This window comes from Shewanella sp. Shew256 (genome assembly GCF_002196695.1).
In the GTDB taxonomy this organism is placed as follows: Bacteria; Pseudomonadota; Gammaproteobacteria; order Enterobacterales; family Shewanellaceae; genus Shewanella; species Shewanella mangrovisoli.
Genome location: NZ_NAJR01000004.1, coordinates 40,311 through 53,435 on the forward strand (window position 1 = coordinate 40,311; position 13,125 = coordinate 53,435).

Annotated in this window: 9 protein-coding genes; 6 read left to right on the forward strand and 3 right to left on the reverse strand. The window is 48.2% G+C overall.

The window, feature by feature from the left end; translation table 11 throughout:
- Positions 1 to 139: 139 nt before the first annotated feature.
- A complete protein-coding gene (serC, locus tag B5P39_RS08365; RefSeq protein WP_088211167.1) occupies positions 140 to 1,231 on the reverse strand; it encodes a 3-phosphoserine/phosphohydroxythreonine transaminase in 1,092 nt (363 codons plus the stop codon).
- 105 nt (positions 1,232 to 1,336) lie between these two features.
- Positions 1,337 to 4,093 (reverse strand): DNA gyrase subunit A, encoded by a 2,757-nt coding sequence (gyrA, locus tag B5P39_RS08370; RefSeq protein ID WP_088211443.1) that lies wholly within the window; start codon positions 4,091 to 4,093, stop codon positions 1,337 to 1,339.
- 385 nt (positions 4,094 to 4,478) lie between these two features.
- Here gyrA and ubiG point away from each other — a divergent pair, with 385 nt between their 5' ends.
- From ubiG to B5P39_RS08400, 6 genes are all read left to right on the forward strand, one after another.
- Positions 4,479 to 5,189, forward strand: coding sequence for a bifunctional 2-polyprenyl-6-hydroxyphenol methylase/3-demethylubiquinol 3-O-methyltransferase UbiG (gene ubiG / locus B5P39_RS08375; protein WP_088211168.1), 711 nt, complete (start codon positions 4,479 to 4,481; stop codon positions 5,187 to 5,189).
- A 1-nt stretch (position 5,190) separates the two neighbouring features.
- Positions 5,191 to 5,865, forward strand: coding sequence for an HAD family hydrolase (locus B5P39_RS08380; RefSeq protein WP_088211169.1), 675 nt, complete (start codon positions 5,191 to 5,193; stop codon positions 5,863 to 5,865).
- Positions 5,866 to 6,350: 485 nt separating this feature from the next.
- Entirely contained in the window at positions 6,351 to 8,639 is a 2,289-nt protein-coding gene (gene nrdA, locus B5P39_RS08385) for a class 1a ribonucleoside-diphosphate reductase subunit alpha (RefSeq protein ID WP_011716964.1), read from the forward strand.
- Positions 8,640 to 8,700: 61 nt separating this feature from the next.
- Entirely contained in the window at positions 8,701 to 9,831 is a 1,131-nt protein-coding gene (gene nrdB, locus B5P39_RS08390) for a class Ia ribonucleoside-diphosphate reductase subunit beta (RefSeq protein ID WP_088211170.1), read from the forward strand.
- Positions 9,832 to 9,847: 16 nt separating this feature from the next.
- Positions 9,848 to 10,258, forward strand: coding sequence for a class I ribonucleotide reductase maintenance protein YfaE (yfaE, locus tag B5P39_RS08395; RefSeq protein ID WP_088211171.1), 411 nt, complete (start codon positions 9,848 to 9,850; stop codon positions 10,256 to 10,258).
- 196 nt (positions 10,259 to 10,454) lie between these two features.
- Positions 10,455 to 10,910: a nuclear transport factor 2 family protein gene (locus B5P39_RS08400; protein WP_254915732.1), complete on the forward strand. Its 456-nt coding sequence runs from the start codon at positions 10,455 to 10,457 to the stop codon at positions 10,908 to 10,910.
- A gap of 100 nt (positions 10,911 to 11,010) precedes the next feature.
- Here the strand turns inward: B5P39_RS08400 and B5P39_RS08405 are convergent, their stop codons facing one another.
- On the reverse strand, positions 11,011 to 13,029 hold the full coding sequence (locus B5P39_RS08405) for an oxidoreductase (protein WP_088211172.1): 2,019 nt from the start codon (positions 13,027 to 13,029) through the stop codon (positions 11,011 to 11,013).
- Positions 13,030 to 13,125 lie beyond the last annotated feature (96 nt).

Here is a 13,125-nt window from a genome sequence, read left to right on the forward strand (position 1 = left end):
CAACCTATAGGTTTATGCAACCAATAAAAAACGAATGCCTAGGCATTCGTTTTTTTGTCTCACTTTACGCGGTTAAAACTGACTTTATTCGACGGGTATCAATCTGCTAGTTAAGCAAGGGAAGCTCTATGCACAAAGCTTAACTATGCTTTGCCGCAAATTCGTTCATAAAGCTCACCAGTGCGGCTACGCCTTCCAGTGGCATTGCATTGTAAAGGCTTGCACGCATGCCACCGACGATTCGGTGCCCTTTTAAGGCCACTAGACCCGCCGCTTCAGCCTCTTTTAAGAAGGCGCCATCAAGGGATTCATCCGCCAGTTGGAAAGTCACGTTCATTTGTGAGCGGTTCGCAGCCACCACACCATTCTTATAGAAAGGATTAGCATCGATACAGGCATACAGCATTTGCGCTTTTTGCTGATTGATTTTCGCGATACTGGCCACACCACCTAAGGATCTGAGCCAAGCAAACACTTCAGCCGCTAAGTACCAAGCAAAGGTTGGTGGCGTGTTGAACATAGAGTCATGCTCGACGGCTAAACGGTAATCCATAATGGATGATTGGGTTAAACTCGGCAGTTTCAGCATATCATCACGCACGATCACAATAGATAAGCCCGAAGGACCAATGTTTTTCTGTGCGCCAGCATAGATTAAGCCGTAACGGCTGACATCGATTTCACGCGACATAATGGTAGATGATAAGTCGGCGACAATCGGCCATGGACTGTCTAACTCATCAAAAATTTCGATACCATCAACTGTCTCATTTGGGCAGTAGTGCACATAACGGTAATCGGCATCAATCTTATGCAGTTCAGGCAGCACAACAGCATTGAGCCCATTATGTTTTTCAACAATATTAAGGCTATCAATTTGCGCATCGCCCGCCAGCTTTTGTGCTTCGGCTAATGCCGCAGAAGACCATTGACCACTGACTAAATACAGGGCACGGCCTTGGTTGCCTAAAAAATTATTCACAACGGCAGAGAACTGACCGCGTCCACCGCCGTGCATAAACAGCACATGATAGTTCTGTGGAATATGCATCAGCTCGCGTAAATCCGCCTCAGCTTGCTTGGTCAGCGCGATAAATTCCTTACCTCTGTGGCTGACTTCCATCACGGAGACACCTAGCCCATTCCAATCGAGTAATTCCTGTTGTGCTTTTTTCATTACCGCTGCGGGTAACATCGCAGGACCTGCACAGAAATTATAAATCGCGCTCACTGCCACTCTCCTTATTTACAAACCATGATATTAGAATTCATAAAATAAAACGTTGCCATGAAAAAAACGAGCGTCCAATTGGACGCTCGTTTTCATACTCTCGAATTAGTCTTCGTCTTGCTCGTCGTCAAGCTCTTCGTCTTCGTCTAATTCTTCTTCCAGTTCATCTTCTAAAGGCTCTTCTTGAACAGAGTCACCTTCAGCGACAACTGGAACGATTGGCATACCGTTTTCATCCAATTCGACTTCATCTTCGTCGCCTTGGATCTCATCGATACGTTGCAGACCAACCACTTTCTCGTCACTTGCGGTACGGATAATGGTCACACCTTGGGTGTTACGGCCGATGATAGACACACCGTTCGCTGGCGTACGGACTAAGGTACCTTTGTCGCTGATCAGCATGATTTCGTCATTGCCGCCAACTTGTACCGCGCCAACCACTGCACCGTTACGCTCGCTCACCTTGATCGATACCACACCTTTGGTCGCGCGGCTCTTCGATGGGTATTCAGACAGTTCGGTACGTTTACCGTAACCGTTTTCGGTCACGGTTAAGATAGCGCCATCGCCCTTAGGTACGATAAGAGACACCACTCTTTGACCTTCTTCAAGCTTGATACCGCGAACACCGGTCGCGCCACGGCCCATTGGACGCACGCCCTTGAAGTTGATTTGTGGGTTGCCTTCTTCGTCCAGCACTGGGTTGCCGTTTTCATCGAGTACGGCGACTTCTTCGCCTTCTTTAAAGCGAACCACTTTACCTTCGTTCGAGAACAACATGATCTCATCATCACCATTGGTGATATCGACACCGATCAGTTGGTCACCGTCTTTCAGGTTCACGGCGATAATGCCGTTAGCACGTGGGTTGCTGTAAGCCGTCAGCGCAGTTTTCTTCACGGTACCGTTAGAGGTCGCCATGATGATGTACTTATCTTCTGCGTATTCACGCACCGGCAGAATCGCCGTAATGCGTTCTCCATCGGACAGCGGCAGTAAGTTAACAATCGGACGCCCGCGCGATGTGCGGCTTGCCAGCGGTAATTGATAGACCTTGAGCCAGTACATCTTACCGAAGTCTGAGAAGCACAGAATGGTATCGTGGGTGTTGGCAACCAGCAGTTTTTCAACGAAATCTTCGTCTTTCACCTTAGTAGCAGCTTTACCCTTACCACCACGGCGCTGGGCTTGGTAATCGCTCAGCGGTTGGTACTTGGCGTAACCTAAGTGTGACAGGGTCACAACCACGTCTTCTTCGTTGATTAAGTCTTCAAGACTCATATCAATTTCGTTGGCGTTGATGACAGTACGGCGGGCATCACCGTATTCAGCCAGAATTTCTTCTAGCTCTTCTTTGATCACTTCCATCAAACGCTCTGGGCTTCGCAGAATAAACAGCAGACCCGCGATGAATTCAAGCAACTCTTCGTATTCGGCGATGATCTTATCGTGCTCAAGACCAGTTAAACGGTGTAAGCGCAGCTCAAGGATCGCCTGAGCCTGTTGCTCGGTCAGGTAATATAAGCCATCACGGATGCCGAATTCTGGCTCTAACCATTCAGGACGCGCCGCATCGTCACCCGCTTTTTCAAGCATGCCCTGCACATGACCAAGTGCCCAGCCCTGCTCAACCAGTTTGACTTTAGCATCAGCTGGCGTTGGCGACGCTTTGATCAGCGCAATAATCGGATCGATATTGGCGAGTGCGACCGCTAATGCCTCAAGGATATGGGCACGTTCACGGGCCTTACGCAGTTCGAATACGGTACGACGAGTCACCACTTCACGGCGGTGCAGGATAAAGCATTCGAGCATTTCTTTTAGGTTGAACAACTTAGGCTGACCATTGGTCAAGGCCACCATGTTGATACCAAAAGAACATTGCATTTGTGTCTGGGCATAGAGGTTGTTCAGGACAACTTCGCCTACTTCACCGCGTTTGATTTCGATAACGATGCGCATACCGTCTTTGTCAGACTCGTCGCGCAGGCCGCTGATGCCTTCAATCTTCTTATCTTTCACTAACTCAGCGATTTTCTCGATGAGTTTCGCCTTGTTCACCTGATAAGGGATTTCGGTAACGATAATGCGTTCACGGCCGTTATCTTCGGTTTCGACTTCAGCCAGTGCGCGCATCACTGCGCGGCCGCGGCCCGTCTTATACGCATCGATAATGCCTTTACGGCCGTTGATAATCGCAGCCGTTGGGAAGTCAGGGCCTGGAATATGTTCCATTAACTGTTCGATAGACAGCGCAGGATCGGCGATCAGCGCTAAACAGCCTTTGACCACTTCGGTTAAGTTGTGAGGCGGAATGTTTGTCGCCATACCTACCGCAATACCCGATGAACCGTTGATTAACAGGTTAGGGACACGTGTCGGTAATACAGCGGGAATTTGTTCTGTGCCATCGTAGTTGGGCACATAGTCAACGGTTTCTTTTTCAAGATCGGCGAGGAGCTGGTGCGCTAACTTGTCCATACGGATTTCGGTATAACGCATTGCCGCTGCGGAGTCACCGTCAACCGAACCGAAGTTTCCTTGACCGTCGACTAAGGTATAACGCAGAGAGAAAGGCTGAGCCATACGTACGATAGTATCGTAAACCGCCGAATCACCATGGGGGTGATATTTACCGATCACGTCACCAACCACACGGGCAGACTTTTTGTACGGCTTGTTCCAATCGTTCTTCAATTCACTCATGGCAAACAGCACGCGGCGATGCACAGGCTTAAGGCCATCACGCACGTCTGGTAATGCACGTCCCACGATGACGCTCATGGCGTAATCAAGGTACGAATTCTTTAGTTCGTCTTCGATATTAATTGGCGAAATAGATGATGCCAGATCAGTCATAAACTGCTCGTTCCCCTGAAAATTAGCCGACAACGTATAATCCGTATCATTGAGCGGCCCAAAAACGTGATTTGGCATTCTAACACAGTTATTTAATGTCGCCAGACCTATCCTACGTGAATTGCGAAGGATGTGGCTTAATAGATGAAAACACTGTCAATTTGCCCTTTTAAACCCGATAAAATCCGTTGTTAATGGCGAAATTGAGGCCAAGACTTGATTAATATCCGAGCAGAAAAACCGCTCAGCTTCACAAAGTGTTTAAGAATTAATGATAATTGCTGAAATTTCACTCAACCACAAAGACTTAGGATCAGCCAATACTGTGTTTATCCCCCATTGTCGTTATAATAGCCGCACAATGACAGCCGTAATAGGTAATAGCATGCAACAGAATACCAACGTAGACCCGCAGGAAATCGCAAAGTTTGAACGTATGGCCGAAACTTGGTGGGATCTCAACGGCGAGTTTAAGCCGCTGCATCTATTAAATCCCCTGCGCCTTAACTATATCGATCAAACGGCAGGCGGGATTTTTGGTAAGAAAGTGCTCGACGTCGGCTGCGGCGGTGGCATTTTATCCGAAAGCATGGCGCGCATCGGCGCGATCGTTCACGGCCTAGATATGGGTGAAGAACCTTTAGAAGTCGCGCGCTTACATGCACTGGAAACAGGCGTGAGCATCAACTATGTCAAAAACACCGCCGAGGCCCATAGGGAAGAACACCGCGAATACTATGATGTGGTGACCTGCATGGAGATGCTCGAGCATGTGCCTGATCCACAATCGGTGATTCAAGCCTGCTGCGATATGGTTAAACCCGGCGGTTTTGTGTTTTTCTCAACCATCAACCGTAATATTAAGTCTTTCGTCGAGACCATTATCGGCGCCGAGTACCTATTAAAGATGCTGCCCATTGGCACCCATGACCATAATAAGTTCATCAAGCCATCGGAACTCATGGCCTTAGTCGATAACACCGAACTTCTCTGTAAAGATGCACTTGGGATCACCTACAATCCACTGACGGGGATCTTTAAGTACACCCCAAAAGTCGATGTTAACTATATGATCGCGACGCAAAAGGTAGATTAAGATGAGCTTAGATGAGGTTAAAGGGGTCTTATTCGACCTTGACGGTACCCTTGCCGATACCGCGCCGGATCTGGTTCAGGCCCTTAACCTCAGTTTGTTTGATGTCGGTATCGCGGCAAAACCTCTCGCTGACATGCGTAGCGCCGCCTCCCATGGCAGCTTTGCCTTAGTCGATGCGGCGATTCCGGGTGCGGATGACGCCCTGCGCACTCAAGTACAGCAAGGACTCCTCGCCCACTATCAAAGGATCAATGGCGACCATTGCCAGTTGTTTGATGGTATCGCCCCCCTACTCGACTGGCTCGAGTTATGCCGTGTGCCATTTGGGGTGATCACCAATAAACCCGCCCGCTTTACACGACCTCTATTGCATAAGCTGAAGCTCAGCTCGCGTATGCCGGTGATGATCAGTGGCGATTCGACTCGACACCCTAAGCCCCATACCGCACCTATGCTATTGGGCGCGCAGCAATTGCAATGCCGGCCACAGCACATCCTCTATTTAGGGGATGCAGAGCGGGATTTACTCGCGGCCCAAGCGGCGGGCATGCTCGGCGGTGTGGCGTTGTGGGGATATTTAGGTGAGGCCGATACACCCGATGCATGGCCTGCCTATGCGCAGTTTACCTCGCCATCGAGTTTGCATTCGGCCTTAAGCCAAGCATTAGCGAAATAGCAGTTACGAATTGACTCGTGCTAATTGCTCAACTGAACCATTAATGACGAAATTCTGCCCCATTTGCGGGTAATGCAATTTAGGCTAAGGGTCAATCCTTGCGATCGCGATCGCTGCTTATTTTAGCGATCGATCACACGGTGAAATTTGCGCAAAAAAACGTCATCAATGTCGCACGCTAATCTCAATTTGAGCTTCAGGGTTAGTCATCACTAACGCTTTTCTTTATCCTCAAGATATCCACAAGATACCCCCTGAATTGAGACTTGCAAATAGCGGCAAACCTCACTATCTTGTATCTCAGATTATTTAAAACACCATATCTTGTGTATAGGTAGCAATCAGACACACTAGAAGTTCCCCGTTAAATCGACTATCTCCTGCATAGTCAGCAGTATTAAGGGTTTTCAGGTTGATTGTTTTACAAGGAAACGTACGGTGACTTAGTTCACCTGAACAGATATCAGAACCAAGGCCTCTCTTCAATGAATAGCAATATGACAGTCACAAAACGCTGTGGTGCACGTGAGACAATCGATCTCGATAAGATACACCGCGTAATTACTTGGGCAGCCAAGGGATTAAAAAACGTTTCTGTTTCTGAAGTTGAACTTCGCACGCATTTACAGTTTTTCGACGGGATCCCAACCGAAGCTATCCACGAAACGATCATCAAATCTGCGGCGGATTTAATTTCCCCAGAATCACCGGATTATCAGTTTCTTGCTGCGCGCTTAGCCGTATTCCATTTACGTAAGAAGGCCTTTGGTCAGTTCGAGCCGCCAAAGTTATACGACCATGTGACTAAACTGGTCGAGCTAGGCAAGTATGATATGCATATTCTGCAGGATTACACCCGCGAAGAACTCGATATCATGGACAGCTATATCGACCATTGGCGCGATATGAACTTCTCCTACGCGGCGGTAAAACAGCTCGAAGGTAAGTATCTGGTACAAAACCGTGTGACCCACGAGATCTACGAGAGCGCCCAGTTCCTCTATATTCTGGTGGCGGCCTGTTTGTTTGCCCGTTATCCAAAAGAAACGCGCCTGCAATACGTTAAAGATTTTTACGATGCGGTATCGACCTTTAAGATTTCGCTGCCCACGCCAATCATGGCGGGTGTGCGTACGCCAACACGTCAATTCAGTTCATGTGTACTGATTGAATGTGGCGACAGCTTAGATTCCATCAACGCGACCGCCTCTTCTATCGTGAAGTATGTCAGCCAACGCGCGGGTATCGGTATCAACGCCGGTCGTATCCGTGCATTAGGTAGTCCAATCCGTGGCGGCGAAGCCTTCCACACCGGTTGCTTACCTTTCTACAAGTATTTCCAAACGGCGGTAAAATCTTGCTCGCAAGGCGGCGTTCGTGGTGGTGCTGCGACCCTCTTCTACCCTATTTGGCACTTAGAAGTGGAGTCTCTGCTGGTACTGAAAAACAACCGCGGTGTTGAAGATAACCGTATTCGCCACTTAGACTACGGCGTGCAGCTCAACAAGCTGATGTACCAACGTCTGATCAAAGGCGAAAACATTAGCCTGTTCAGCCCATCGGACGTACCAGGTCTTTACGATGCCTTCTTCGAAGATCAAGACGAATTCGAACGTCTGTACCTGCAATATGAGCAAGACAGCAGCATTCGTAAGAAGACATTGAAAGCGGTCGAACTGTTCTCATTGATGATGCAAGAGCGTGCTTCAACGGGCCGTATCTACATCCAAAACGTTGACCACTGTAATACCCACAGTCCGTTCGACTCGAAAGTCGCTCCGATCAGACAATCTAACCTTTGTCTTGAAATCGCGCTGCCGACTAAGCCGTTGAACAACATTGACGATCCAAACGGTGAAATCGCGCTCTGTACACTGTCAGCATTAAACTTAGGTGCGATCAAAAACTTAGCCGAGCTTGAGCCATTAGCCGATTTAGCGGTACGTGCACTGGATAACCTACTGGATTACCAAGATTATCCAATCAAAGCGGCCGAAATTTCATCGATGAACCGTCGTACCTTAGGTATTGGTGTTATCAACTTCGCTAACTACTTAGCGAAGAATGGCATGAAGTACTCCGATGGTAGCGCGAACAACCTGACTCACAAGACCTTTGAAGCGATTCAGTTCTATCTGCTCAAGGCGTCAATGAATCTGGCGAAAGAGAAAGGTGCGTGCCCATTATTTAATGAGACCACTTACGCTCAAGGTATTTTACCTATCGATACCTACAAACGTGATTTAGATAAGATTTGCAGCGAACCATTGCATTTAGACTGGGAAACACTGCGCCAAGACATCAAACAACACGGTTTACGTAACTCGACCCTGTCTGCATTGATGCCGTCTGAGACTTCATCACAGATCTCAAACGCGACTAACGGTATCGAACCGCCACGCGGTTTGATCAGCGTTAAAGCGAGTAAAGATGGCCAGTTAAAGCAAGTGGTACCTGATTTTGATGAGCTGAAATACAACTACGAGCTGCTATGGCAAATGCCAAGCAACGAAGGTTACTTACAGCTCGTGGGTATCATGCAAAAATTCGTTGACCAAGCAATTTCGGCCAACACTAACTATGACCCAACGCGTTTCGAAGGCCGTAAGGTTCCGATGCAGACTCTGCTGAAAGACTTACTCAATGCCTATAAGTTAGGTGTAAAAACGCTGTACTACCATAACACTCGCGATGGTGCATCGGATCAACACGATGACATTACCAACATAGAGAAAGAAGATGACGGCTGTGCTGGCGGCGCCTGCAAAATCTAATCTTCAATGTTAACGGTTGCGGGATCCCTTTGGGATCCCGACTTATTGGAATACTCGTACCATGACCTACTCTACTTTTTGCCAAACACCCAACGATGCCACCCGTGAACCTATGTTCTTCGGACAATCGGTTAACGTCGCTCGTTATGACCAACAAAAATATGAAGTGTTTGAAAAACTGATTGAAAAGCAATTGTCTTTCTTCTGGCGCCCAGAGGAAGTTGACGTGAGCCGCGATAAAATCGACTACAACTCACTGCCAGATCATGAAAAGCATATTTTTATTTCGAACCTGAAATACCAAACGCTGCTCGATTCTATCCAAGGTCGCTCGCCTAACGTGGCGTTTCTGCCTTTAGTGTCGCTGCCCGAATTAGAAACTTGGATTGAGACTTGGTCATTCTCCGAGACCATCCACTCGCGCTCTTACACGCACATTATTCGCAATATCGTGAACGATCCTTCGGTGATTTTTGACGATATCGTGGTGAATCAAGAGATCCTGCGCCGCGCGACTGACATTGCCGAATACTACGATCACTTGATCAAGCTGACGCAGGTTTACCACCTGTTAGGCGAAGGCACCCATGTGATCGATGGCGAGCCGATTGAAGTCAACACTCGTACCCTGAAGAAAGCATTGTACCTATGTATGATGTCAGTTAACGCCCTCGAAGCGATCCGCTTCTACGTCAGTTTTGCCTGCTCATTTGCATTTGCTGAGCGTAAGCTCATGGAAGGTAACGCGAAAATTATTCGTCTTATCGCTCGTGATGAAGCGCTGCACTTAAACAGCACCCAGCATATCTTAACCATTATGCAGGGCGGCAAAGACGATCCTGAAATGGCTGAGATTGCCGCAGAATGCCAACAGGAAGCGTACAACCTGTTCCTCAAGGCCGCAGAGCAAGAAAAAGAATGGGCAAAATACCTGTTCAAAGACGGTTCGATGATCGGTCTCAATGAGCAAATCCTCTGCCAATACGTTGAGTACATCACCAACCAACGGATGAAGTCCGTTAACCTGCCACTGCCTTATGCCGAGCAGTCTAACCCACTGCCTTGGATGAAGAACTGGTTAGAGAGTGACGCGGTACAAGTGGCGCCACAGGAAGTCGAAGTGTCATCTTATCTTGTCGGTCAAATCGATTCGGCCGTCGACAGTGACGAATTCCTCGATTTCGATCTCTAACGGGATTTGATTGCTTATGGCTAAATCGAACCTGCTGTTAAACAACCCCTTTGCCAAGGCGCCCATTGTGCGCCTTCAAGGGCAACCTGTGCTGCTGTTTACCGAGCAGCACAATTCGTTGTTACAAGCACTCGAAGCCAAAAAAGTGACCATTTTCTCTGAGTGCCGCAGTGGTTTTTGCGGCGCTTGCAAGACCCGTATTATTAGCGGCAGCGTCAGCTATTTAACCGAGCCTTTAGCCGAGCTTAATGCCGACGAATGCCTGCCCTGCTGCTGTATTCCTAGCGAAGATTTAGAACTCGATTTATCCCCCGAAGGTGCTGCCATGGTGACCTATTCTTGCGGTAACAGGCGCGCCCAAACCCCATCGACGCGTAAAACCGCCAATCTAAAAGCCGTGCCACAGCAAGAAGTAGTAGAAGATTAACAGAGTCGTCTGCAACAAATGGGTATTCACGACCCTCTTCCCTGTATAACGCTTACTGATTAGCAAAAGACAAATCTTTACAGCATCCCAAACGCTTTACCACTCGCCCTTGTTAGCTTGCCAAAAGATCATTATGTTATTGCTTTTGACTTACTTTTACTTTGTATTAGGTGGCCCGTTTATGCCAAGGAGAGCTATGGATAAGTTAATTGCAATCAGCTTGCTGCTTGTGTCAATGAGTGCGTTTTCGAGTGAAGATAACCTCGTTGCCGAGATGAAAGACATGGATAGCAAGGTATTTGATTCATTTAATCACTGTGCCGATGAGCAACAACTCAAGTTGCACGAGAGTTACTTTGCAGAGAAAGTCGAGTTTTACCACGACAATGGTGGTGTCACTTGGGACCGACAATCGATGATCAACAACACTAAAAACTATGCCTGCGGCAAATACACTCGGTCACTGGTTGAAGAAAGCTTTCAAGCCTATCCGATCAAAGACTTTGGCGCGATAACTGAGGGCATTCATAAATTTTGCAGTCTAGAAACAGGCAGTTGTGATGGCAAAGCCAAATTTTTAATGCTCTGGCAACGCACCAATAACCAGTGGCAAGTCACGCGGGTCGTCAGTTATGGGCATTTACCCAACTAAGCAAATGACCCACTCATGCAGATAGGCTCTTATCTTCATATCAATCAACAAAAAAGCCTGAGTTAAACTCAGGCTTTTTATTGGTGAAATAGCTTTACAACTAGAGTCGCATGGCAAGCTCGGCGCCTTGGCGAATGGCGCGTTTTGCATCGAGCTCGGCGGCCACATCGACACCGCCAATCAAATGCACAGGAATCCCCGTTGCTTCCATCTCATCGACTAAGGTGCGGTTAGATTCTTGTCCGGCGCAGAGGATCACATTATCCACGGCCAACACTTCGGTTTGCTCGCCAACGCGTATATGCAGACCCGCATCGTCAAACTTGTCATAGTTGACGCCGGTTTTCATCTTCACATCATGCTGTTTTAACACTAAACGGTGGATCCAGCCGGTGGTTTTACCTAAGCCTTGGCCCATCTTAGAGGTTTTACGTTGTAGCAAGTAGACTTGTCTATGATCGGCATTATCGACTTCAGGCTCGGCTAAACCACCCGCATGCTGATATTGCTTGTCAATGCCCCACTGCTTCAACCATTTTTCAGGATTGAGCGTACTCGACTCAGATTCGCAGAGGTAATGCGCCATATCAAACCCGATGCCGCCAGCACCAATCAGGGCCACTTTGTTGCCAATCGAAGCTTGGCCCGTCAGTACCTGTTGATAATCCACCACTTTGGGGCTATCAAATCCTGGCAAACTTAACTCGCGCGGGACCACGCCCGAGGCGATAACGATTTCATCAAAGGTTTCGGTTTCCAGCACCTTAGCATCTAAACGGGTATTTAAGCGTAAATCGATTTTATGCAGTTTGATTTGATTGAGGAAATAACGAATCGTCTCGTTAAACTCTTCTTTTCCTGGGATTTTACGTGCCAGATTAAACTGCCCACCCACCTCGGATTTTGCCTCGAAGAGCACCACTTCATGGCCGCGCATCGCCGCATACACCGAAAATGCCATCCCCGCAGGGCCCGCGCCCATCACCGCAATACGCTTCTTGTTGCTGGTGGGTAAAAAGTTAATTTCGGTCTCATAACAGGCGCGAGGGTTGACCAAGCAAGTGGCACGTTTGAGTGAGAACGTATGATCCAAACAGGCCTGATTACAGCCAATACAGGTATTGATAAGCTCTGGCGTGTTGGCCGCCGCTTTATTCACAAATTCAGGATCGGCCAAAAACGGCCGCGCCATAGACACCATATCCGCTTGACCAGAGGCGATGATTTGCTCGCCAATCTCAGGCGTATTGATACGGTTTGTGGCAATCAAAGGCACTGAAACCGACTTTTTAAGTTTTTCAGTCACCCAAGCAAAGGCGCCGCGGGGCACGCTGGTCGCAATCGTTGGCACACGGGCCTCATGCCAGCCAATCCCAGTATTGATAATCGACACGCCCGCATGCTCGAGCCACTTGGCCAATTGCACTACTTCGTCCCAGGTGGAGCCGTTATCGACTAAGTCGAGCATGGATAAGCGGAAGATAATAATGAAATCTTTGCCTACTTTGGCGCGAATCGCATTCACAACCTCAATCGGGAATTGCGCACGTTTTTCAAAACTGCCGCCCCATTCATCGGTGCGGGTGTTGGTTCGCGAACTGATAAATTGGTTGATCAAATAGCCTTCAGAGCCCATCACTTCTACGCCATCGTACCCCGCTCTTTTCGCTAAGGCGGCAGAACTGGCGTAATCCTTAATGGTGGCGCGAACTTGACGGCTCGACATGGCCGAAGGTGTAAAGGGAGTGATAGGCGACTTGATTCTACTCGGCGCCTGCGAAAAAGGATGGTAACCATAGCGCCCCGCATGCAGGATTTGCATACAGATCTTACCGCCAGACTCATGCACCGCTTGAGTCACAATGCGGTGTTTACCTACTTGCCAAGGGAAACTCAGCTGACAAGCATGGGGAGTCAAGCGGCCACGTAGGTTTGGTGAGATACCGCCGGTGACAATTAAACCGACGCCGCCTAACGCGCGCTCTTTATAAAACGCTGCCAGTTTCTCAAATCCGCCCTTTTCTTCTTCTAAACCCGTGTGCATGGAGCCCATTAACACACGATTTTTGAGCTGGGTGAATCCCAGATCTAAGGGTTCTAATAAATGGGGAAACGACATTCAAACATCCTTTTTAAACAAGTGATTTAAATGAGCATACCTTGAGTCAAATGTAAGCTCAACTGTTGCTAGGGGGTTAAAAGTTAAAATCCTTTA